The following is a 21,773-nucleotide window of genomic DNA, read 5'->3' on the forward strand; positions in this document are numbered from 1 at the left end:
GCAAATTCATCGAGCTCGAACTCATCAAACTCATCGACGATGCGAGCGGTCGTGGCCCATGGGGCGGGCGACCTGCGCGTGGAGGAGCGGCCGGTGCCGGAGCCCGGCCCCGGCGAGGTGGCGGTCGACATCCGCTACGGCGGGATCTGCGGCTCCGACCTGCACTACTGGCGGCACGGCGCGGTCGGGGAGTTCCGGCTGCGCGAACCACTGATTCTCGGTCACGAGATCGCCGGCCTGGTACGCGCGGCAGGCCCCGGCACGCAGGCACCGCCGCCCGGAACCCCGGTGGCCGTGCATCCCTTGGCCTCCTGCGGCACGTGCCGACAGTGCGCGGCGGGACGGCGCAACACCTGCCTGGACACCGGTTATCTGGGCAGCGCCGCCCGCAACCCCCACGTCCAGGGCGGCTTCGCCGATGTCCTGGTGGTGCCCGCGGAACGGGTTCTGCCCCTGCCCGAGGGCCTCGACCTGCGGCTCGCCGCGGTCGCCGAGCCCGCGGCGGTCGCCTGGCACGCGGTACGACAGGCCGGCGACGTACGTGGCAAGCGGGTCCTGGTCACCGGCGCCGGACCGATCGGCTGCCTGGTGGTTGCGGCCCTGCGCGCCGCCGGAGCCGGTGAGATCACCGTGACCGATGTCCACGAGGCGCCGCTGGCCGTCGCCAAGCAGGTGGGCGCCGACTCGACCGTACGGATCGGCGGCCCCGTGAGTGGCGGGGACGGACTGGAGGGCCTGGCGGCGGACATCGCCATCGAGTCCTCGGGCAACCCCGCCGGGCTGCGTACCTGCGTGTACGGAGTGGACCGGGGCGGTCTGGTGGTGGGCCTCGGCCTGCTCCCGCCCGGGGACACCCCGGTCGCCGCGAACGCGGTGATCACGAGGGAGCTACGGCTGGTCGGCTCCTTCCGCTTCGACACCGAGCTCGGCGAGGTACTCCGGGCGCTGGCCGACGGCCGCCTCCCGGTCGACCCGGTGGTGACCTCCGTACTTCCCGTGGCACACACCGGCGAAGCCTTCGAACTGGCAGCCGACCCGGCGCGGTCCTGCAAGGTGCTCCTCGACTTCGCGGATGCGACGAAGCCCTGACGCGGTCCGACGACGCCCTCACTCGGGCCGGCCACGAACCAGCCCGCCTGTTCCCGGCGGCGGTCGTGCCCGCCCGCCGGCCCCGAGCGGCCCCTTCCCGGGCCGTTTCACCCACGCGGTCCCGGCGAGGTGCCCCAACCACTCCGGCCCACCCAGGGCTACCACTCACCCGCCAACATCCCCTCCGACCATGGGAGTTCAGCATGTCGGGCACGCCCGTACCCCGTCCCCGCGTCGCGGTGAGCCGCACCGGCCTGCCAGGCCCCGCCGTCGGGCGGCTCGCCTCGCGATACAACGTCACCGCCTGGGAAGGAACGGCGCCACCCACCTCCGCCGAACTGGGCACACTGGTCCGAGGCTGCCAGGGGCTGCTCGTCCTCGGCAGCGACCGGGTGGACGCCGCACTGCTGGACGCGGCCGGCCCCAGCCTCCGCGTCGTAGCGCTCGCGTCGATGGGCTACGACGGCGTGGACGTCGACGCCGCCGCCGCGCGCGGCGTGGTGGTCACCCACACCCCCGACGTGCTCGCCGACACCACCGCCGACGTGGCGATGGCGCTGATCCTGATGGCGCGGCGGCGCCTCGGCGCCAGCATGGCCGCGTTGCGGCGCGGCGAGTGGGGCGCCTTCAGCATGGACGCTTTCCTGGGGCTCGACGTACAGGGCGCGACGCTCGGGCTGATCGGCTACGGGCAGATCGCCAAGGCCCTCGCACGCCGGGCGGCCGGATTCGGAATGCGGGTCCAGCACCACCATCCGCGCCGTAAGGAGGACGACGACCTGTCCCGCTGGGTCACCTTCGACGACCTGCTGCGCACCAGTGACGTGGTGTCCCTGCACACTCCCCTGACGCCCGAGACCGCCGGCATGATCGGCGCACCGGAACTCGCCCTGATGAAACCGACGGCGACTCTCGTCAACACCGGACGGGGCGGAATCCTCGACGAGGAGGCACTGGTCGCCGCGCTACGCGCCAGGAAGCTGCACTCGGCGGGGCTGGACGTGATGGTGGACGAGCCCCGTACGGACCCGGGCGATTCGCTCTTCGCCGAACCGCATCTGGTGGTGCTGCCGCATGTGGGCTCGGCGACGGAGGCCACGCGCGCGGCGATGGTTGAGCTGGCGGCGAGCAATATCGAGGCCGTGTTGGAAGGCGAAGCGGCACCGACGCCGCTGCCGGGGACCAAGGCACGGCCGGCCGGGGGCCCGGAAGGACGGTCGGGCTGACGTGGCGAATTGATGACCCCAGGCTAATCGGCACACTTGGGACTTGGCCGGTAAAGACTGCAGGCGGGTCCTCGCCAGCGATTGCAGTCAGCTCACCTGGAAGGAAGTGGCTGTCCCGCTGGACCTGAGCGGCGACTGACGAAGGACTCCGCTGTCACGGCACTGTGGCGAAGATCCGCTCGGACCAACCGGTCAGCGGCCCTCCTGAACAGGCTCAAGAATCGCCACGCACTCCACGTGATTGCCCGGTGTCCGAGCCCCATGAATGGTCCATTGCCATTGCTGGTGAATGCATGCTGACGAGGTCGTTCTCCATGCACGCGGAGGAGGATTTCAAGGAGGCGCGTGCTGCGGCATCGAGGTCTCCCCGACGCTCGTGAAGATCCGTGCTGGTGGAGGATGCAAGTTCTGTGCCACCCACGGCATCGACCTGGCAGGACCGTCGAAGGTCTACGTGATCACCCACCGGGAGTGGAAAGCCGTCAAGATCGGCATCGGTGCCTGTACCGGCTACGCCTCTCGCCTCATCCAGCACGAACGCCAGGGTTGGCAGCTGCATCAGGCCCGGGATTACACCACCGGCGCGGCCGCCTACGACGTCGAGCAGGCCGTGCTGAGCCGCCTGCGTCAGGCCGGGCTCATCCCTTTCCTCACGAGCGACGTCATGCCGAACGGCTGGACCGAGGCCTGCTCCGCAGCCCACGTCACGGCGGCCGAGGTCTGGGCCACGGTCGACGAGGAAACCCGGAACGCGGAGGAACCCTATGCGCCCCGAGTCGGCGGCCGACCCGTTCCGCGGTCCTCATCAACGCGGAGGCCGCAGCCGCAGAAATGCGGGCCTGCGGATACGAGCCACTCGTGCCGTATCCCGGCCGCACCAACGCGACTTGGCCCTCGCGCTGCATGACCTGCGGGCGCGAGGGGCGTCCGACGTTCGATGCCGTCCGTAACGCGGGCCAGCGCTGTCGCGTCTGCCGGGTGAAGGAGACCCAGGCGAAACGCGCCGCCACGAACGCGCCGAAGGCCAGTGCAACCATGCGCACGACCGGACTCGAACCACTGGAGCCCTACCCCGGCAGCCAAACACCGTGGTGGTTCCGCTGCACCACATGCGGTCGCGAAACCAGCCCCACCTACTGCCGAGGTAACGATCACTCCGCTGATCTGAGGTTCTTGCGCTGGTTGGCATTGAAGCGCGCCTTTTTCTGACGATTCCCGCACGTGTTCATGTCACACCATTTGCGGGTGCGACTTTGGCTGGTGTCGAAGAAGGCGGCCTGGCAGGTCGGCGATGCGCACAAGGCCAATCTTCCGTCTCGTTCGCCTGCGATGATGCTGATCGCGTCGGCGGCGATCACGCTGAGGGCATCTTCCACGCAGGAAGCCGAACCGAGCCGCCATCGCCGCTCACCCTCGGGCGTCAGGATCGCCGCGGCCCGCCCCTGAGCGCTGCAGTCATTGATGACTTGGACAGCAGACGCAGGGAGAGCGTCCTGGATCGCGGCCGCCGTCGCGGCGGCGTGAATCGACTCCCTCAGTTCCCGAGCGAGGTCGAGCTGGGCAGTGGTGCAGGACGCCACAGCGAGGCCGTTCACGGCCAGCCAGTCGACGAGTCGCTGCGGCGTGGGAATGCGCTCCACAGCGTCGCCACGACGCTCCGACAGAGTCCCCGTGAAGCTGGTTGCCAGCACGGTACCGAGGCGGAAGTCAGGGAATCCAGCACGCATGGAACCACCTTAGCCGGTTGCGCGCTGGCATGAAGACAGGTAGAACCGTCTTAGACGGTTCGCACTAGTTCGCAGCCGATTCCGCGATGGCCAGGAGGTCTCATGCCCCGTCCAACCAGCGACGTGCAAGCATTTGAAGCCCACGCAACTGACGCTGACCTCGACGATCTGCGCGCGCGACTGGCCGCGGCGCGGCTACCGGAGGCTGAGACGGTCTATCGCGCCGCGCCCGACCCTCGCCGATGGGAACAGGGCGTCCCTCTCGCCGACCTCGTCGATGTCGTGAACTACTGGCGCACCGGGTACAACTGGCGGTCGTTCGAAGCACGCCTTAACCGGATCGGCCAATTCCGCACGACCATTGACGATCTGGGAATCCACTTCCTGCACCGCCGATCCGCGCGCGCAGATGCCACTCCTCTGATCTTGACGCACGGCTGGCCAGGAAGCATTGCTGAGTTCATCGATGTAGTGGACGAGCTGGCAGATCCGAAAGATGCAGACGCGCCGGCGTTCCACGTCGTGGTCCCGTCGCTACCGGGCTTTGGTTACAGCGACAAGCCGGCCACCACCGGGTGGGGAATCGAAAAGATCGCGGCCGCATGGGTGGAACTGATGGGAAGGCTCGGCTACAGCAAGTTCGTAGCCCACGGCGGCGACTGGGGAGGCAGTATCACCACGGTTCTCGGCGGCAGGTTCCCGGCGCACGTTCTCGGCATCCACACATTGTTCGCGGAGGCGCCGCCCGGGTTGACAACGGACGGGCTGACGGCGGTCGAGCGCAAGTGGACCGAGGAAACCCGCGATTTCTGGCGCCACCACCGGGCGTACGCGAAGCAGCAGGCGACCCGACCGCAGACCATCGGCTACTCGCTCGTCGACTCACCGGTCGGGCTTCTTGCCTGGATCCTTGACAAGTTCGCCGAGTGGTCAGATACCGAAGACAGCCCGTTCGAGACGATTTCCAGAGACCGCGTTCTTGACGACGTCACCCTGTATTGGCTGACGCGGACCGGCGCATCGTCGGCCCGCATTTACTACGAAACCCCCAACTCCCTCGATCCCGAACTTCGGGTCGACGTCCCGTCAGCAATCAGTATGTATCCCCGCGACATCGAGAACAGGTATCCGCGTTCCTGGGTGCAGGAGCGGTACCGACAGATCGTCCGATGGAGTTCGCCCGAAAGCGGGGGACATTTCCCGTCGTTGGAGGTTCCCGAGTATTTCGTCAAGGACCTGCAAGAGGGCCTCGCGGCAGTGCTGGCCGCTCATCGGTGAACGCGGCTCGGCGACCCGGCACTCGATCCCCGCCTGATTCGGCTCAAGGCGTTGCCCGCCCTCAGTTTGAGCTCCACAAGTGGCTCAAGGCGTACCGGGACATTGACGACTTGCGCAGTTATGTGGAGCGGGTCACCAAGGTAACCAAGGCAGCAGGCACCATCACCCTGACGATCCCGGAGAGTCCACGGCCTGCGCTGTCGCGGATTCTTGGGCCCGCAGGCAGGTTCGATCGCTGATTCTTTCTCGGCTGGTTTGCCGACGTCACGGGAGCCATCAGCCCGCGTTCCGTTACCCCGGCCGAGGAACCGCCGCAGTACGTCAATGAAGACCTCATCAAGGAGCTGGAGGCCAAGCAGGGCCAGACCCGGCTCAGTCCGGACAAGCTCTTGCAGCTCGTCCGTGAGCTGAACGCCTGTTTCCGGGACGGTCACGCCTACGCCTGTCACGCCCTGGTGCGGGCCATCATCGACCACGTGCCGCCCATCCTGGGGTGCCAGTCGTTCGAGCAGGCCGCCAGCAGCTACAACTGGACCAAGACGGACAAGAAGTACGTGCAACGGCTCCTGGAGTTCAAGGTGCAGGCGGATGACGTGATGCACCGACAGACTCGCACCAGCCGTGGCGTCATCACCAGGCACGACCTCCCCAACTCGGGGTACATGAACGCCCTGTTGCGGGAGTGCATTGACCGGCTTCAGTGAGGCCGGCACTCGCCATCATCGGCTGAGGCCGTCGTCCCGCCGGCGCGCGCTCCACTGGCGGCAGTACCAAGCCGGGCGTAGCGCCCTGATCGCGGCTCATGCCAAGGGAGGAGTCTGCGGCGGAGTCTTGCCATCCCGCAGAGAACCCTTCGCCCCAAGGGGCCGCGCCCATGAACGCCGGTCCGGCCGGCCCGAGGGCGACCGGATACAGTGCGCGAGACGGCAGCCTGGTCAGAGAGGGGAAGCGTGACCGACACCAGCAACACCCGACCCGCCGACAGCGAAGCGCAAGCTCCGAAGCAGAGCCAACTGCACCGCCTGATGCGCTACATCCCCCTGATCGCCCCCGTCCTGCTGTGGGCCGTGCCCTGCTGGGTGCTCCTGCACAGCGGCCAGCACTGGCCGCTGCCCGTCAGGCTGGTCGGCACCGCCCTGTTCGCCCTCGGCCTCGTCGGTATGCCGCTCGCGATGGGGCGCGGTCACGGCCGGCGCCAGCAGGACCGGGCGGCGATCGTCGGTGACACCCTGCTGGGCGCCAGCTGGGTTCTGTTCACCTGGTCCGTTCTGCTCGGCATCCTCTTGCGGCTCGCCCTGACCGTGGCCGGCGTCGGCGAGAGTCACGATCGGGCCCGAATCGTCACTTGGGCCGTCCTCGGCACAACCGCGGTACTACTCGCCTGGGGGTACGCCGAAGCCCGCCGCGTGCCACGCGTGCGCCGACTCGACGTGCAACTCCCACGGCTGGGTGCCGGGTTGGACGGCATCCGCGTCGCCCTCATCACCGACACCCACTACGGTCCCCTCGACCGCACTCGCTGGTCGGCACGGGTCTGCGAGACGGTGAACACCCTGGAAGCCGACCTGGTCTGCCACACCGGCGACATCGCGGACGGCACGGCCGAACGCCGCCGCGCCCAGGCCGCCCCACTCGGAACCGTGCGGGCCGCCCGTGCCCGTGTATACGTCACCGGCAACCACGAGTACTACAGCGAGGCCCAGGGCTGGGTCGACCTGATGGACGAGCTGGGCTGGGAGCCGCTGCGCAACCGCCATCTGCTGCTCGAACGCGGAGGCGACACCCTCGTGGTCGCCGGCGTGGATGACGTCACGGCCGAGTCCTCCGGCCTGGCAGGCCACCGCGCCCACCTCGCCGGAGCCTTGAACGGCGCCGACCCCGACCTACCCGTCCTGCTCTTGGCACACCAGCCCAAGTTCATCGACCGGGCGGCAGACGCGGGCATCGACCTCCAACTCTCCGGCCACACCCACGGCGGACAGATCTGGCCCTTCCACCACTTGGTCCGCATCGACCAGCCCGCCCTCGCCGGCCTCAGCCACCACGGCCCCCGCACTCTCCTCTACACCAGCCGCGGCACCGGCTTCTGGGGCCCGCCGTTCCGAGTCTTCGCCCCCAGCGAGATCACCCTGCTCGTGCTCCGCTCCCCGCACCTGCCCACCTCGCCGTAGCACTCGGCGGGCCAACACATCCGCTTGGAGCAGTCCACGAGCCGAAGGGTGCGGCGTCGACAGAAGACCAGGCCCGTCACGCTGAGGACAAGATCCGGACCATTCCCGGGCCGACGGCTCCAACGAGCCATACGTGGGCACGTTTTACGCAGGTCAGCGACGCGTGACGCCTGTACCGCCAGCAGACCTAGCTGGGTTCGGCCGACAGGCGAGCCGTACGGCAATGCGTGTCGTGCATCAACAACGTTCCGGGGAGCCCTAGATCGTGACAGGCTCCGACGGCTGCCATCTCCATCCGAGCTCCCGGATGGCATCCGCGCGGCCGAGCACGACCCCGATGTGCACGGCCCTCTCCCGTTCGCGCTGGTGCCGATGTTCCGGTCCAGTGGTCGGCGGGGTCGAGCGCTTCCTGAGGATCCCTCCCGGTTTCTCCTGCACCCACCCATCGACGACCGCTTCAGCGGCCAGCAGTGGGCCGGCATCTTCGCAAGACGGAATAGCAGGCCAGCCTCCGTGTGCCACCACCAGCTCGGTATAGATCGTGGCGGTAGCACCCGTGAGTGACATGCTGCCCGTCCGTAGGCTCGCCGCGAGGCAGCCGGATGCGAGGCGACCGGGTAGGAGATCGTGCGGGGCGGGGACGAGACGACCGTCCAAGTGGAGTTCGAGGCCTGGAGCCACGGTCCAACCCAGATCGGGGTTGGCCGCCAGGGCCTCGATGTCACGGGCCAGCGTCGCATTGTCGGGAAACAGGTCGCCGGCATCCAGGGTGCGCGTCAGCACACCTTCGGCGTGTTGCAGAGCAAGAGTACGGGTCTGTGCGGACCCGCCGGTCTCGCCGGCGTCCTTGGAAATCCACGGCTTGTCCGGCAGGCGATCGAGCGGTTTACCCGTCTTGCCGTCCTCCTGTACAAGCCATTGGAGAGACCAGCCCTTCGGGAGCCGCTGGCCGGCTACAGACTCGTATGCCTCAGGCAGGTAGGCATCCCTGCCGTCCCTGACCGCTGTGATGACAGAGAAGATCGGCACTACGTCCAACGCTCCAATCGGTGTCGAACGCGATTCGATGCAGTCGACGGGGAACCGAATATCGATTTCAGTGGAGGTGCAAATCTGCCCGCAGGCGCACTGATATGCCCAGCGTCATCTTTTCCGACACATCAGTCTCAGAGCTGGTCGGTAGCAGGATGCCGCCCTTGATTCGATCCGGCATCAGTAGCTCCGTGCGGTCACCGGGCAACGCTTCGACCGAGGTAAGAGCGGCCCCGGACTGAATGGCGCGTTGCCCTCGCGGAAGCACACGCGACAGACCCGCTCAATGAGAAGGGAACCGCCTTCTCGAACAGACCTTCCTCTTGCAGCACACCGAGGGCCTGCCGGGGAGTCGACAGGCCCACCCCGACGTCATCCCTCATTAAGAATAGGCCATTAACTATAAGTCCTCAAGAGATCCGCCCTGTTGGACGGGCTCGCGATCTCCCTCAGCATCCAGGATCACGCAGTGGTCAGGAACCTCGCCGATGTCCGCACCTGCCCAGCTCTTCCACGTGGCGACAGGTCTCGGGTAAACACGTCCCACCGCGCCGCGGCTTGAGCCGCACGCACCGTCTCGGCGGCGAACGCGGCCGCTCCGCGTGCGGAGTTGGCCGGGTCCTTGCGCGGCACGATGGCGGCGATCACCGGGCAGTCAGCGGCGGGAAGACGATTCCGAGCAGCGAGTTCAGCCCTTGACCTTGCTGTGCCCGTGGTCGGCACACTGCTCGGCACAGCCGCAGATGCGGCGGATCACGTCGTCGATGTCCCCGACGCGACATGACCGAGCCGGGCCTCATCCCGTCTCCCCCGTCGAAAGAGCTCAGCTCTCCGAAGGGTGGACCGTAATCCAGTCGGCCACCTGCCGCACGTACTCCCAGTATTCAGACCGCGCGGCGGACACGACCGCGGTGACCTCCTCGGGTTCGGTGTCCAGGTACAGCTGCACGAGGACGTTGTGCGGGCCGTCCGGCGACGCGAGGGCGGCAGCCAGCTCAGCGTCGATCATCCCGGCCTTCTCTGCCGCGCCGAACGAGGCGGCGGGCGTCTGCGGATCTTCACCCAACACAACTGCGGAGACGTGTCTGTTGATCGCGAAGGCCAGGTCGATCAGGAGCGCCAGGATCCGCTCGACGACGAGCCCGGTTCCCGGGTCGCTCTCCAGGCGCGCGCGACCCACCGGTCCGAGGGAGTCGAGTTGACCGAGCGACTTGCGCATCGTGATGAGCCTGTGCTCGATCGATCCCCGGTCCAGGCCCGGAGCCACCGGTCGATCGCCCCCAGGTCGGGCCGCGGCCAACCGCGCCGCCTCCCGCAGCCGCGCCGCCCCTTCACTCGGTGTGGTCATCGCCGCATCGTGCCACAGCTGGGGTGATCTGTGACCCGCGCGAAACTGCCGGGCCTCAGGCACAGGGAGAACAGGTGTGTCCTGGCGCCGAGGGTGCAACGGGAGTCCCGGGTCCCGCCTCGATCAGCCAGTCGACTGCCCCCGAACTCCCGGTCCGTACGCCCCTCTTGAACCGGTCGGCGCAGCCTGGGTCACGCTGCCCGCACCGGTCGAGCGACAGGGTCCATGGCCTGCCGGAGCCGCGCCGTGCCGATGATTCCGTCTGGTGGGACACGTGATGGACGTCCGTGGATGTCGGGTGGAAAGTCATTTCCCGTGCTGGTCTGCAGTGGTGGCACACGGCAGTGACGCGCGGCACCATTCGCCGGGGTAACCGGGCCAACCAGGGCAAAGGGGTGCGGAATGCGGGCGTTGAGTGACCTTTTCCGCAATTTCATGCAGCTCGGATACGTAACGGACGACATCGACGCCGCAGCTTCGTACCTTGAGTCGAGGTTGGGGACGGTGGAGTGCGTCAAGCACTTCAAGTCGTCGCTGGGCGGAGGCCGACCCCGAGCCGGTGTCGCCGACCCGAGAACCGCCTTCGTGGTGGTGGACGGTGAGCCGGCTGACGAGTGGGTCATCGATGTCGCCCTGGTCAACGCCGGTCCGACCAATCTGGAGATCATCCGTCCGGTTGGCGGCATGGTCGACCTCTACCGGGACGCCATCAGGCCAGGGGAGCCGGCGACGCTGCATCATCTGGGCTTCCGCGTCGACGACTTCGACGAGGCGTCCGCGATCGTCGAGGCGAACGGCAGGACCTGGAAGCAGTTCGGGGACAGCGGCGCGATCCGTTTCGGGTATCTCGACATGACGGCCGAGTTGGGTCATTTCGTCGAAATCATGGAGCTCGACGAGGCCGCCGCCCAGGGGTTCGCGCAGCTCGAGGCGGCGTCGAATGTGGGCCGGGGCTGAGTCGCTGATTCTCGGTCCGACTGGCAACGAAGAGCACCGTGCCGAACACCCCGCAGGTCAGACCGCTTCCCCTGATGGGAGGGACACGTGATGCCCGAGCATGTCGGACCGGCCGGCCAAGCACCGCGGTTGCCCGGCCCGGCCGGTTCGTTGGATGGAGCAGTAGGAGCCACCGAGTTCGGCATGTCCGGCGTCGTTGGTGAGCATGTGCCAGACCGAGGCCAGGACCGTGTCGCCGACGGCGACCAACACGCGTTTCTCGCCGCGACGCACAGCGATGCGTGTGCAGCGGGCCGCCAGTTGGGTGCCCTTGCCGCGGACGGCCGCAGCGACGGCGAGCCCAAGTGCGCCCTTCGGCCACGGTTCGCCGGTATGGGATGTGCCGGAGGTGTGTCTGCCCGCGGGCTCGTGCTCGCCCGGTCGCATTCCGGCCCACGACGCCCGAGGGGCAGCCGTGGGAAAACGGCTCATGTGCACACCGATCTCGGTGAGGGCCAGGAACTCGTGGTGGTCGGTGACCCGGCCGGTCAGAGTCTGGGCCAGGATCTCGCATTCGGTCCGCACTCCGGCCTTGGCCATCTCCGCCGGCACCAGTGCGCCGGCGATCAGGGCCTCCGGCATCGCGCGGGACGACTTGCCCAGCCGGCCGGAGACGACCGCCGACAGCCCCGCATCTTCCAGGAGTTGCTCAAGCCGCTGGACCGCGCGGGTGCGTTCGCGGATGGCCTCGGTGCAATGGCGGGTCAGGAACCACGACTGCCGGGTCTCCGGCGGTGGGACGAACCCGGGCCGGACGAGGCCGTGTTCGACCGTCTTGCCGCAAACGGCAGACCGCCACCACACCCGGTCCTCCCGGGCCGGCCTCACATTCTCAGGGAGCCGTCATGAGCAGCGAAGGCACAGCTGATTCCTACGATGTCATCGTCGTCGGCTCGGGCGCGGGGCTCGTCGGCGCGTACGCCGCGGCCTCTCGCGGGCTGCGCACTCTGGTCATCGAGAAGACGGAGTACGTCGGCGGGACCACCGCCTACTCCGGTGCCGGAATCTGGCTCCCCGGCAACGCGGCGGAGCAGCGAGCCGGCGTAGAGGACGGTCCCGACGTCGCACGCCCCTACCTCGACGCGATCGTCGGCGACGACTCCCCGGCATCACTGCGGGAGGCTTTCCTTCAGGCGGGACCTCCCCTGATCGACGAGTTGGAGAAGAATCCGCGGTTCGGCCGGTTCTTCTGGCAGGGAGTGCCCGACTACTTCGCCGGACGGCCGGGGAGCCTGCCACAGGGACGCACCGTCTTCCCTGAAAACTTCGACCGGTCCGAACTCGGTGATCTGGAGCCCCTGGTGCGCAGGCCGCTCTGGACGGAGCGCTGGGGAGTCGATCCCGGCTCGATGATGATCGGCGGGCAGGCCCTCATCGGCCGCGCGTTGCTCGCATTCGTGGAGACCGGCAACGGCACCGTGCTGACGAACACCGGTCTGGAGCGCCTCATCGTCGAGGACGGCGCGGTCGTCGGGGTCGAGGCCCTGAGCGACGGCAAGAGGGTGACGTTCCGCGCGAGCCGGGGCGTACTCCTGGCCGCAGGCGGTTACGAGCGGAACGGCACGCTCCGTGAGCAGTTCCAGCCCGGAATCACCGACCAGTGGACCCAGGGCTGCCCGGGCAACACCGGCGACGCCCTGACCGCGGGCATCGACATCGGCGCGGCGACCGACCTGCTCGACGAATCATGGTTCGCGCCGGGCCTCGTCGTGCCCGACACGCGCCCCGTCTTCTACACGTCGGTCTGGAGCGGCATCTGGGTCAACTCCGCCGGACAGCGCTACATGAACGAACGTCTCCCGTATGACCGGGCCGGTCACGAGATGCTCCAGGCCCACAGGTCCTCGGACGTGTCGCACCTTCCCACGCACTGGGTGTTCGACCAGCGCCAGATCGACAACGAGAGGGCTTTCGCGGCGCTGCCTGTCGCGCCGCAGGTCCCCGGATGGTTCGACGTCGACAAGTTCGTCGACGCGGGTGTCCTGAAGCGGGCCGAGACGCTTGAGGAACTCGCGCAACTGATCGGCCTGCCCGCGGGTGCGCTCACCAAGAGCGTCGAGGAGTTCAACGGTTACGCCCGCAGCGGCAAGGACGAGCACTTGGGTCGCGGCGAGGATCCCTGGGACCTCATGATCACGCACATGGCGGGGGCCCACACCGACGGGCCCAACCCCTGTCTGGGCGTGATCGACAAGCCGCCGTTCTACGCGGCCACGATCGTGCTGTCCGATCTGGGAACCAAGGGGGGCCTCAAGACGGACGACCACGCGCGCGTCCTGAGGCCCGACGGCTCGGTGATCACCGGCCTGTACGCGTCGGGGAACACGATGGCTCCGATGTCCGGCCGGATCTACCCCGGCGCGGGAGGCCCCGTGGGCTCGTCGATGGCGTTCTCCTACATCGCCGCCCTCGACATGGCCGACGAGAGCAGGTAGGCCAGAGCTTCTCAACGCCCTCTCGAGGAGAGTCTCTTCGAGAGGGCGTCGGCGGTCAGGCCGACTCGGTCGAGTGACCGGGGAAGAGAGACAGCGCGGGGTCCAGGGCGACCGCGGCATTGTTGACCGCGGTCGCGACCTCCCCGAAGCCGACGGACATCAGGCGGACCTTGCCGGGGTACGCGGTGACATCACCGGCGGCGTAGATCCGGTCGACGGTGGTGCGCATCCGGGTGTCGACGACGATCGTGCGCCGGTCCAGTTGGACGCCCCAGTCGGCGAGTGGCCCGAGGTTGCTGATGAAGCCGAGTGCGGCCACGACCGCGTCCACTTTCAGCACCCGCGACTCGTCCTCTCCGTCGACCCGGAGCTGCGCCTGGCACACCCGGTCGTCGCCGGACAGGGCCTCCACCTTGGCGTTGGTGACGATGTCGATGCCGCATTCATACAGCTCTCGCACGCTCGCCGCGTGTGCCCGAAACGTGCCGCGGCGGTGTACGAGGGTCACCGAGCGGGCGATCGGGTGCAGGGCGAGCGCCCAGTCGACCGCGCTGTCCCCGCCGCCGACGACGAGGACGTCGCGGTCGGAGTACTCCGCCGGGTCCGGGACGAAGTAGCTCAGCCCGCGGCCGAGGAACTCCTCCCCGGCCGGGAGGGACCGCGGGGTGAACGTGCCGATCCCGGCGGTCAGCACCACCGCGCCGGTGTCGACCGTGGTGCCGTCGGAAAGGGTGACCTGCGGGCGTCCGTCGGACGAGTGCCTGAGCTCGACCGCCTGACGGCCGAGCAGGTAGGTCGGGCCGAAAGCGTCGGCCTGGTCCTTGAGGGCGGTGACGACTTCGCGGCCACGGGCACCGGGGACGGCCGCGATGTCTCGGATCTCCTTCTCCGGGTAGAGCGCGGTGATCTGCCCACCGCACTGCGGCAACGCGTCGACCAGGACGGTTCGCAGCCCGCGGAAGCCTGCGCAGTAGGCGCCGAAGAGCCCGATCGGGCCGGCCCCGACGATGAGAATGTCTGTGGTCACGGTCTCGGCCACGGGCCGACCTCCTGGAACTGGAAGTGGTGGGGAGCTGCCGCCCCCAGGGACGGGGACTTGCCTCTGACGCGCCGACAGATCAGTGCCGAGGTCATCAAGGATCGGTCTTCGATCCGGCTCGGTCCGTGTCCGGTCACCCCCACGGCGAGGGCTCTCCCACCGGCGGAATCGGTGGACCCCGAGGCCGACGACCGGGACGCCGCCCCACGGCTCACGCGGCGTCGGCAGCGAATGGCCGGTTGAGTGTATGGCGCGCCCGAGCCGAGCCGTCAGCTCTGATCCCGTCTGATGGGACGGTCGGTGGACGACCTGAAGCGCCGCGTGGAGAGTCGTTCTCAGCGCCACTGCGATGACGGACGACTGGCGACGACCCGTGGATGTCCGCACGTCGTGAAGTGCTCGGAGCTTTCTGTGGACGAGGAGGGCGAGGCTCGTGAGCGATGAGGTACGGGTGTGGATCGATCAGAAACTGTGCACCGGTGACGGTCTGTGCACCCAGTACGCGCCCGAGGTCTTCGAGTTCGGCGACGACGGCCTGGCCTACGTCAAGAACGACGCCGACGGTGAACTGCTGACGCCGGAAGGCTCGCAGGCCGATGTGACGGATCGGCTGCGCCTGGACGTGATCGACGCCGCCGACGAGTGCCCGGGCAACTGCATCCACGTGGTGCGGCGCGCCGACGGCACCGAGGTCGCCGGCCCCGACGCCGGCTGACATCACCTTGCGGCCACCTGTGGAGCCGTACACGCATGTCGAGTGGAGGAGTGGTTTTCGGTGTCTGCGGTAGTTGAGCCCCGACTGGACCGTCGAGTTCCTTGGTTCGAGGGCGATGTCCCCGCCGAGAAAGTCCCGGAGAAGTACCGGCTTTCCCGTGCGTTCGTGCCCAAGGGCCGTTATCTGGACCCTGAGTTCCTGAAGCTGGAGCTGGAGAAGGTGTTCACGCGGACGTGGCTCATGGCCTGCCGCTTGGAGGAACTGCCGGGTGTCGGATGTTTCGTCGAGTACGAGATCGGTGGTCATTCGATCCTGATCGTGCGGGAGGCCAGGGACTCGATCCGCGCCTATTTCAACGCGTGCCGGCATCGCGGTACCCGACTCGCGCGGGGACGGGGCCGCGTCGGTTCACTCATCTGCCCGTTCCACGGGTGGCGTTGGAACCTGGACGGCTCGATCAGGCTGGTGCTCGACCGTGAGGAGTTCGTGCCCCGCTCGGACGACGACCTGGGCCTGGTCCAGGTACGGGCGGAGCAGTGGGGCGGGTTCGTGTTCATCAACATGGACCCCGATGCCAAGCCGCTCCTCGAATACCTCGACCCGATCCCGAGGATCTTCGCACCGTTCCAGTTCGAGCACATGCGGTATCGGTGGCACAAGAGCGTGCTGCTGCCGTGCAACTGGAAGACCGCGTTGGACGGATTCCTCGAGGCGTACCACGTGGCGGGGACGCATCCGCAGCTCTACCGGTTCGACAAGTCGAACACGAACATCGCCTCGATGAAGGAGCTCGAGGCGCGGATATGGGCGCCCACGACCGTGTACGAGCGGCACGCGCACTACTCGAGCGTCGGCCAGAAGAAGGAGACGACTCCCGACAACGCCGCCAAGGACCCGACCAACCGGGGCACGGGGGGCGTGACCGACGAGCGGCTCAGCGTCGCGCTGAGCGTGCAGTACATCGCCGACGACATGCGCGGCCTCGAGAACGAGCGGAGCTGGCGCGCCGCCGAGGCGCTCAAGACCGCGGACGTACCGGAGGGGATGACCGCCGGTCAGTACTACCTCCAGCTGTACCGGGAGCTGTCCCTCGCCGAGGGGTACGACTGGCCGGTCATCACCCCCGAGCAGTGGGCGGAGGCCGGTACGGCGTGGAACGTGTTCCCGAACACGATCCTGCTGCCCAATCAGGGTTCGGTGTTCGGCTACCGGGCGCGCCCCAACGGCCTCGACCCGGACAGCTGCCTCTTCGAGATCTTCAGCCTGGACCAGGTCCCCGTCGCCGACTACGACAAGAAGCGGGACTTCCAGCCCCAGTTCTTCGAGGACTTCCGCGAGGCCGACCTCGGCGAGATCTTCACTCAGGACCTGACGAACGCCAAGGAGGTGACCGTAGGCATGCACTCACCCAGCTTCGACGGGCACCGGTTGAGCGAAGAGCAGGAGATGACCATCTACAACCACCACCGTGTGGCCGACCGGTTCCTCTGGACGGACTGATTCGTGGGCCCGGCCCTCAGGAGCACCGAACAGGGACCCTGATCATCCGGCGCACGGTACGAGGGGATCCGACGCGGGCTGGGATGCGGCCTGGGCGAGGTCGGCCGGGCCGGACTTCCCGGGGCCGTGGACCAGCACCGGGCGGTGCCCTCAAATCCGGCGCCGGCCGAAGATCAAGGGGCATCGCCACATCGGCTCACCGTCGCACCCAGCCGAAGTCATGCCAGTACGTCTCGAGTTGGGTCACCGGCTTCGGCCAGGTCTCGATGTAGGTGACGCCCGCGGGTCCGGCCGTCATCGTGTACGGCGTGCCGGCGCGGCTGAGGAAGACGTCCCCCGGCCCCACCCGCACGGTCTGCGGCTCGCCCGCCTCGTAGTGCTCGATGTTGTACTCGCCTGCGAAGACGAAGAGCATCTCGTCCACGTTGTGGTGGTGACGGGGCACCGTGAAGTTCGGGCGCACACGCAGCGGGTTGCGATTGAAGCGCGGTATGTCGATCGGTTTGGTGGTCACCCACATCGCCCCGTCGAACGTCGCCCGGAAGTCCACCGGTGCGTCCCGCAGCGGACCACCGTCGTTCCAGAAGTAATTCGGATGCTCCTGCTGGTCCAGGTCCATGGGAACCCAGTCCGCGTCCTCCACCAGATCACCGAAAGTAAGAGTCACGCCGCGACCGTACGCGCGGCCGTCCGTCATGTCGTCGATACGTTCCGCTCATTGGGACATACCTGTCTCCGACCACCAACGCCCGTTCCGGCCACCGGGATTTACTGATGACACGCCCCATCTCGGTCCACAGAATCGAGGCATGGGAATCGAGTTCTTCAGTCTGCTGTCCGACGAGGGTTGGATCGAGTTGCCGGTCGATCAGGCCGCTCCCTCGTACTTGTGGCATGAAGGTGGTCTCCTCGCTGATGCCCCGGTCGACATGGAGGAGACCTTCAAAGGCAATATGTGGCTCTCGACCAAGGTGGACGGGTCATTCAATCTGAACGGGCTCCGGTGCGCCCCTAACTTCTCGGTGCCCCGCCATCACCACAACCTCGATGAATTGATCATCGTTTTCGGCGGCCAGTTCCACGTCAACTGGGGCAAGGACGGGGAGGAGGGCAGCCGGACCGTCGGCCCGGGCGAATTCTGGATCAGCGAAGCCGGAACTCCCTATCTCATGACGGCCGGCAGCGAGGGCGTCACCTACATCGAGACGTGGCCCGAACCGATGGAGAAGCTCGAGACGTACTGGCACGACGCGGGCTGGGTCCAACGCCGTCACTGAACCGGCAGCCCGTCCGCCCCGGCCCCTGCGCGGGCGGCGACGAGGGATCGGCAGCTATGTCCGGGGGCCCGCACTCCTGCACCGGAAGCTCGCGTTCCAGATCGCGACAGCCGTGTTGCGTACGGCCTCGCTCGCCATACCCCATCTCATCCGGCCGGCCGGTCCCGTGACGGACACCGCCCCGATGGCGCGCCCCGAGCCGCGGATCGGGGCGGCGACGCAGACGAGTTCCTCGTAGGCCTCACCCCGGTCGAACGCCACTCCCACTTCACGAACCCGGTTGAGTTCCCTCCGTAGGGCGAGGGGTTCCGTGATGGTGTTCGCCGTCTTCCGCGGCATCCCGGAGGAGGTCACCAGGCGGATGGCCTCGTCGTCGAACGCGGCTATCGCCTTGCCCAGCGCGGTGCAGTAGGCGGGCTTGCGTCCGCCGCGTCGGGTCGGCAGCCGGAACTGGCCCACCACGATGCGTTCGAGGTACACGACCTCGGCCTGGTCGAGGATGCCGAGCTGCGCGGACATGCCGGTCTTGGTCGCGAGGGCCTGCAGGTGCGGGAACGCGGCTTCCTGCAGCCGGTTCCCTTCGACCGCCAGGGTTCCCAGCTCGAACAGCCGCATACCGACGCGATAGCCGCCGGGATCGCGTTCGACCCACCCGACCTGGCAGAGTTGGTCGGCCAGGCGATGCAGGGTCGACTTCGGCAGCCCCGTGCACTCACTGAGGTCACCGAGACTCAGCACCTGCTGACCGCCGTTGAAGGCCTCCATGATCGAGGCGACCCGTCCGAGGACGGTACGTTCCGGACAGCGCCGGTCGCCGGCTTCTTCGTCATGGCGGTTTGGCATCGCCACGATGCATTCGCCCAGAGGCTCGATGATCGATTCCACAGGCATGGCCGACGCACCCAGTGCCGAGCTCGTAAACACGACTGCCACCCTTCTATTCAGGGCACTAAACTCCTCCCCGAATCAAACCTGTACTGAGAATTATGCCCGATATTGCCATCTTTGGCTTATAATCAGTACCCTGTAATCAGGGTCACACTCGCGAATCCGCCTGTCAACCGTTCGTAAGGCCTCGGCGAGATCGATCTCTGCCGGGCCCCATGACCGCCTCGGCGGCGTCGCGCGCCTGCGAGAGACCCCCGAGCAGTCGGGTCGTGTCCGCCCGACTGCGAATTCTGCGGGCGGGCTCCAACTGGCCGTCGACAGAAGGACGACGGAAGCGGCGGAGGACCCCGCCGAGGTACCCAAGCACTCAGGACGGGCCTGGACCACACGGGCGGCCACGGGCCGACTCCGGCACGACCTCTCCGCCGACGCGGCCCCACCTGCCCGGCACCCCGCCCCATCAGCCGCGACACTCACGATCCTGGACGCACAACCCTTGCAATGAGGATACTCATCAAGCTAATTTGACGACGCGGTCTGCCGCACCGGGGCGACGAGACCCGATCAGGCCGCTGCGTCAGCGTCTTCGTCCGCGAGGGCCGTCCTTGCGTCAGGGCAAGAGGTCAGGGACCAGACAGCTCCGGCCGCGCGATCGCTCCGGGCGGAGTTCAGGCAGGGGTTCGGCACCACCCAGGCAGTCCCCCACTCGACAGGCCACCTGCTCAAGGCGGCCTTCGCCCCAGACAACAAGCAGACGTCGGCGGCGCACCTCATCCAGGCACCGGCCCGACGGCGCTCCGGGGTTCGAACCGGTGCGTGGCATTGACCAGTTGTGGCACCTGATCGTTCCGTCGATGTCCCCCAACAGCCCACTTACACGCGCGGCGGCACAGGGGCAGTGCTGGCGGACGAGCGCCGCGCGGCAACAGCCAGGGCTCGGACGGCCGGGGCTGCACGACATATTCCGATAGACGGCAATTACGTATACTCTTCTAAATCGAGGGCCGAGGCTACGTGGAGTGACCGTACGACATCGGCTTGCGGGGCCACAGCATCCCGCTCCGGGCCTCACAGTCAGCAGTGGCTGGAACACACAGGAACACCGCGGGGCGGTACATCGGATCCGAGCGCCACGTCGATGCTGTCACTCCGCTCGCGCCTCTTCGCAGTGAGCCGACCCGAGTTCGAGCTCCCACCGCGACGCTCCACGGCGCGCGATGGCCGTGTCCTGCGGGGGCGGGATCTCTATGAAGTCGACAAGGAGGCGGTCAGAGTGCACCGACCGACGGAGGACGTGCGGATCCTGGAAGTCCCTCAGTTCCCGTCTGTGCCCGCGGCGGGTGCGGTGCTCGTGAAGTGGGGTGCCGGAGCCATCAAGATCAAGCACTCCGAGTTCGCCGAGCACACCGATGAGGCACTGCACGAATTCGGCCTCTCCGAGGAGGAGTTCGTCCCATCGAAGATCGACGGCGCAGCGATCTGCCGACCGGCCGGCCCAGTGCCGACGAACCCCTTACCCATCGCGAGGGTCGGGTGACCAGCTCCGTGGGAGCAGGTCACCCTCATCGCCGGTCGTGAGGTCCTGGGCACGCCGGCCACCATGGTCTGCCGCGGCGCCTGGCCTACGTGCCGTTCGGAATCCGTTTGCGGCTCTCTCTTCACTTTCTCAGACGGCAGCGTAGCCGCGGCTCTTTCCCGCGGCGCTGCCGATCGCTGATCGCAGCGAGTGCCGGGCACTCGCCGACACTTTGGGAAGCAGACATGACGGAGTCGGTCAGACGAGTCTTCTCCTCGCCCCGATCACGGGCATCGGTCGCACTGATCTCGACCGCGGTCCTGCTTGCAGGATGCGGAGGCGGCGCTGGCGCCACCACCACGGACAGCACCGAAATACCGACCGCGCTGGCGAGCGCGTTCCCAGGCAAGAAGGCGACCGGCGAGCCGGTCAGGATCGGCCTGATCACCAATGAGGGCGGCGCCACCACCAGCCAGCCCGAGAACAGGGAGGCCGCCGAAGCGGCCCGGAAGTACGCCAATGACAACCTCGGCGGGATCGCGGGCAGACCGATCAAGTTCGTGATCTGCAAGACCAAGGAAGAGCCGGCGACCGCACGGGACTGCGCGAACCAGATGGTCGAGCAGAAAGTCGACGCGGTCGTACTGACGAGCAGCGCCATGGGTGACTCCATGGTGCCGATCGTGACCCAGGCCGGCATTCCCTGGACGAGCGCTGTGGCCGCCAGCAACGCCGAAGCCACCAGCACCAACTCCTTCTCCTGGACGGGCGGTTTCCCGGCGACCATGACGTCGATGGCCGCGTACGCGAAGGAGAAGGGGTACAAGAAGGTTGCCGCGTTCGTGATCGACGCGCCGGCCGTGGTCAGCGGTGTCGAGGCCATCGGCAAGCCGGTCTTCACCAAGGCCGGCATCGGCCTGCAGATCGTGGCGATAGCGGCGGGCACGCCGGATGCGTCACCTCAGGTGAGTGCCGCGCTGCAGAGCAAGCCCGATGCCATCGCCGTCATCGGAGAGTCGACCGTGTGCACCTCCGTGCTCCAGGCGATGGGCACGCTCGGCGGCGACACCCCGCGGATGGCCGTCCAGTCGTGTGTGGCCCCTGAGGTCGTCGACGCCGTGGGCGCGGGCATGGACGGCACGCAGGTGTTCAGCGGCTTCGACACGGCCAGTGACGACATCGAGGCCCAGCTCTACCGACAGGTGATGAAGCAGTACAGCCCCGACACACCGACCCAGGGGTACGCGGCGGTCGGGTACCAGAGCGTGCTCGGTCTGGTGCGTGCGCTGCACAGCCTGACGGGCGAGGTCACGCCGAAGACGATCGCCGCGGCCCTGCGCTCGGCCAAGAACGTCGCGTTGCCCGCGGGCCACGGCTCCACGTTCACCTGTGACTCCTCGGCGGTACCGGGGCTGAAGGCGGCCTGCTCGGCGCAGTTGGTCACCGGCACGGTGTCCGGCGGCAAGCTGGAGAAGGTGCGGGTCATCGATCCCAGTCCGTTGTTCGCGCGGTAGTCGGAACAGCCGGAAGGGACGG

20 protein-coding genes are annotated in these 21,773 nt (G+C 67.7%); 13 read left to right on the forward strand and 7 right to left on the reverse strand.

The window, feature by feature from the left end:
* Positions 1-39: 39 nt before the first annotated feature.
* The 3 genes from IG08_RS0142755 (at position 40) to IG08_RS0142765 (ending at position 3,222) form a co-directional block, all read left to right on the forward strand.
* Complete coding sequence (locus tag IG08_RS0142755; RefSeq protein ID WP_030616444.1) at positions 40-1,089, forward strand: L-idonate 5-dehydrogenase; 1,050 nt, start codon at positions 40-42, stop codon at positions 1,087-1,089.
* 203 nt (positions 1,090-1,292) lie between these two features.
* Positions 1,293-2,315 carry a 2-hydroxyacid dehydrogenase gene (locus IG08_RS0142760; protein WP_030616446.1) on the forward strand — a complete coding sequence of 341 codons (1,023 nt, stop codon included), beginning with the start codon at positions 1,293-1,295 and terminating at the stop codon, positions 2,313-2,315.
* Between the two features lie 289 nt (positions 2,316-2,604).
* Positions 2,605-3,222 (forward strand): hypothetical protein, encoded by a 618-nt coding sequence (locus IG08_RS0142765; protein WP_158812337.1) that lies wholly within the window; start codon positions 2,605-2,607, stop codon positions 3,220-3,222.
* Positions 3,223-3,466: 244 nt separating this feature from the next.
* Here the strand turns inward: IG08_RS0142765 and IG08_RS0142770 are convergent, their stop codons facing one another.
* Positions 3,467-4,042: a CGNR zinc finger domain-containing protein gene (locus IG08_RS0142770; RefSeq protein WP_030616452.1), complete on the reverse strand. Its 576-nt coding sequence runs from the start codon at positions 4,040-4,042 to the stop codon at positions 3,467-3,469.
* A 102-nt stretch (positions 4,043-4,144) separates the two neighbouring features.
* Between IG08_RS0142770 and IG08_RS0142775 the strand changes: the two genes are divergently transcribed.
* The 3 genes from IG08_RS0142775 to IG08_RS0142785 all read left to right on the forward strand — a co-directional run bounded on the left by IG08_RS0142775 (position 4,145) and on the right by IG08_RS0142785 (position 7,491).
* Positions 4,145-5,320: an epoxide hydrolase family protein gene (locus IG08_RS0142775; RefSeq protein ID WP_030616455.1), complete on the forward strand. Its 1,176-nt coding sequence runs from the start codon at positions 4,145-4,147 to the stop codon at positions 5,318-5,320.
* A gap of 389 nt (positions 5,321-5,709) precedes the next feature.
* On the forward strand, positions 5,710-6,024 hold the full coding sequence (locus tag IG08_RS0142780; RefSeq protein WP_030616458.1) for a hypothetical protein: 315 nt from the start codon (positions 5,710-5,712) through the stop codon (positions 6,022-6,024).
* Positions 6,025-6,270: 246 nt separating this feature from the next.
* On the forward strand, positions 6,271-7,491 hold the full coding sequence (locus IG08_RS0142785) for a metallophosphoesterase (protein ID WP_030616462.1): 1,221 nt from the start codon (positions 6,271-6,273) through the stop codon (positions 7,489-7,491).
* A 258-nt stretch (positions 7,492-7,749) separates the two neighbouring features.
* On the opposite strand, the gene IG08_RS0142790 is transcribed toward IG08_RS0142785, so the two are convergent.
* Together IG08_RS0142790 and IG08_RS0142795 are read right to left on the reverse strand one after the other, a co-directional pair.
* Positions 7,750-8,520 carry a glycosyltransferase family 2 protein gene (locus IG08_RS0142790; protein WP_030616465.1) on the reverse strand — a complete coding sequence of 257 codons (771 nt, stop codon included), beginning with the start codon at positions 8,518-8,520 and terminating at the stop codon, positions 7,750-7,752.
* An 826-nt stretch (positions 8,521-9,346) separates the two neighbouring features.
* Positions 9,347-9,742 carry a DUF86 domain-containing protein gene (locus IG08_RS0142795; RefSeq protein WP_234343113.1) on the reverse strand — a complete coding sequence of 132 codons (396 nt, stop codon included), beginning with the start codon at positions 9,740-9,742 and terminating at the stop codon, positions 9,347-9,349.
* Positions 9,743-10,282: 540 nt separating this feature from the next.
* On the opposite strand from IG08_RS0142795, the gene IG08_RS0142800 reads away from it, so the two are divergent.
* Positions 10,283-10,828, forward strand: coding sequence for a VOC family protein (locus IG08_RS0142800; protein WP_234343114.1), 546 nt, complete (start codon positions 10,283-10,285; stop codon positions 10,826-10,828).
* Positions 10,829-10,885: 57 nt separating this feature from the next.
* Here IG08_RS0142800 and IG08_RS0142805 read toward each other — a convergent pair whose 3' ends face one another.
* Positions 10,886-11,695 carry a transposase gene (locus tag IG08_RS0142805; protein WP_234343115.1) on the reverse strand — a complete coding sequence of 270 codons (810 nt, stop codon included), beginning with the start codon at positions 11,693-11,695 and terminating at the stop codon, positions 10,886-10,888.
* Between the two features lie 17 nt (positions 11,696-11,712).
* On the opposite strand from IG08_RS0142805, the gene IG08_RS0142810 reads away from it, so the two are divergent.
* Positions 11,713-13,302 carry an FAD-dependent oxidoreductase gene (locus IG08_RS0142810; protein WP_030616476.1) on the forward strand — a complete coding sequence of 530 codons (1,590 nt, stop codon included), beginning with the start codon at positions 11,713-11,715 and terminating at the stop codon, positions 13,300-13,302.
* Between the two features lie 55 nt (positions 13,303-13,357).
* Here the strand turns inward: IG08_RS0142810 and IG08_RS0142815 are convergent, their stop codons facing one another.
* Complete coding sequence (locus IG08_RS0142815) at positions 13,358-14,341, reverse strand: NAD(P)/FAD-dependent oxidoreductase (protein WP_030616479.1); 984 nt, start codon at positions 14,339-14,341, stop codon at positions 13,358-13,360.
* A 433-nt stretch (positions 14,342-14,774) separates the two neighbouring features.
* Between IG08_RS0142815 and IG08_RS0142820 the strand changes: the two genes are divergently transcribed.
* Together IG08_RS0142820 and IG08_RS0142825 are read left to right on the forward strand one after the other, a co-directional pair.
* The gene (locus IG08_RS0142820; RefSeq protein WP_199821033.1) at positions 14,775-15,056 is read left to right on the forward strand and encodes a ferredoxin; all 282 of its coding nucleotides are present in this window, start codon (positions 14,775-14,777) and stop codon (positions 15,054-15,056) included.
* Between the two features lie 60 nt (positions 15,057-15,116).
* The gene (locus IG08_RS0142825; RefSeq protein ID WP_234343116.1) at positions 15,117-16,556 is read left to right on the forward strand and encodes an aromatic ring-hydroxylating oxygenase subunit alpha; all 1,440 of its coding nucleotides are present in this window, start codon (positions 15,117-15,119) and stop codon (positions 16,554-16,556) included.
* A 196-nt stretch (positions 16,557-16,752) separates the two neighbouring features.
* On the opposite strand, the gene IG08_RS0142830 is transcribed toward IG08_RS0142825, so the two are convergent.
* Positions 16,753-17,223, reverse strand: a complete 471-nt coding sequence (locus IG08_RS0142830; protein WP_234343117.1) for a cupin domain-containing protein — start codon at positions 17,221-17,223, stop codon at positions 16,753-16,755.
* Between the two features lie 142 nt (positions 17,224-17,365).
* Between IG08_RS0142830 and IG08_RS0142835 the strand changes: the two genes are divergently transcribed.
* Complete coding sequence (locus tag IG08_RS0142835) at positions 17,366-17,833, forward strand: cupin domain-containing protein (protein WP_030616491.1); 468 nt, start codon at positions 17,366-17,368, stop codon at positions 17,831-17,833.
* Positions 17,834-17,887: 54 nt separating this feature from the next.
* Here the strand turns inward: IG08_RS0142835 and IG08_RS0142840 are convergent, their stop codons facing one another.
* Complete coding sequence (locus IG08_RS0142840) at positions 17,888-18,676, reverse strand: IclR family transcriptional regulator (RefSeq protein WP_158812338.1); 789 nt, start codon at positions 18,674-18,676, stop codon at positions 17,888-17,890.
* A 1,318-nt stretch (positions 18,677-19,994) separates the two neighbouring features.
* Here IG08_RS0142840 and IG08_RS0142850 point away from each other — a divergent pair.
* Both IG08_RS0142850 and IG08_RS0142855 read left to right on the forward strand, forming a co-directional pair.
* Positions 19,995-20,258 carry a hypothetical protein gene (locus IG08_RS0142850; RefSeq protein ID WP_030616496.1) on the forward strand — a complete coding sequence of 88 codons (264 nt, stop codon included), beginning with the start codon at positions 19,995-19,997 and terminating at the stop codon, positions 20,256-20,258.
* 224 nt (positions 20,259-20,482) lie between these two features.
* The gene (locus IG08_RS0142855; RefSeq protein ID WP_199821035.1) at positions 20,483-21,751 is read left to right on the forward strand and encodes an ABC transporter substrate-binding protein; all 1,269 of its coding nucleotides are present in this window, start codon (positions 20,483-20,485) and stop codon (positions 21,749-21,751) included.
* Positions 21,752-21,773: the final 22 nt, after the last annotated feature.

Source organism: Streptomyces fulvoviolaceus (genome assembly GCF_000718165.1).
Classification (GTDB): domain Bacteria; phylum Actinomycetota; class Actinomycetes; order Streptomycetales; family Streptomycetaceae; genus Streptomyces; species Streptomyces fulvoviolaceus.

Bases quoted from the DNA above. Each gene is read 5' to 3' on its own strand.
- IG08_RS0142755 (WP_030616444.1), top strand. From the start codon at position 40: ATGCGAGCGGTCGTGGCCCATGGGGCGGGCGACCTGCGCGTGGAGGAG.
- IG08_RS0142760 (WP_030616446.1), top strand. From the start codon at position 1,293: ATGTCGGGCACGCCCGTACCCCGTCCCCGCGTCGCGGTGAGCCGCACC.
- IG08_RS0142765 (WP_158812337.1), top strand. From the start codon at position 2,605: ATGCATGCTGACGAGGTCGTTCTCCATGCACGCGGAGGAGGATTTCAA.
- IG08_RS0142770 (WP_030616452.1), bottom strand. From the start codon at position 4,042: ATGCGTGCTGGATTCCCTGACTTCCGCCTCGGTACCGTGCTGGCAACC.
- IG08_RS0142775 (WP_030616455.1), top strand. From the start codon at position 4,145: ATGCCCCGTCCAACCAGCGACGTGCAAGCATTTGAAGCCCACGCAACT.
- IG08_RS0142795 (WP_234343113.1), bottom strand. From the start codon at position 9,742: ATGCGCAAGTCGCTCGGTCAACTCGACTCCCTCGGACCGGTGGGTCGC.
- IG08_RS0142810 (WP_030616476.1), top strand. From the start codon at position 11,713: ATGAGCAGCGAAGGCACAGCTGATTCCTACGATGTCATCGTCGTCGGC.
- IG08_RS0142835 (WP_030616491.1), top strand. From the start codon at position 17,366: ATGGGAATCGAGTTCTTCAGTCTGCTGTCCGACGAGGGTTGGATCGAG.
- IG08_RS0142840 (WP_158812338.1), bottom strand. From the start codon at position 18,676: ATGCCAAACCGCCATGACGAAGAAGCCGGCGACCGGCGCTGTCCGGAA.
- IG08_RS0142855 (WP_199821035.1), top strand. From the start codon at position 20,483: ATGACGGAGTCGGTCAGACGAGTCTTCTCCTCGCCCCGATCACGGGCA.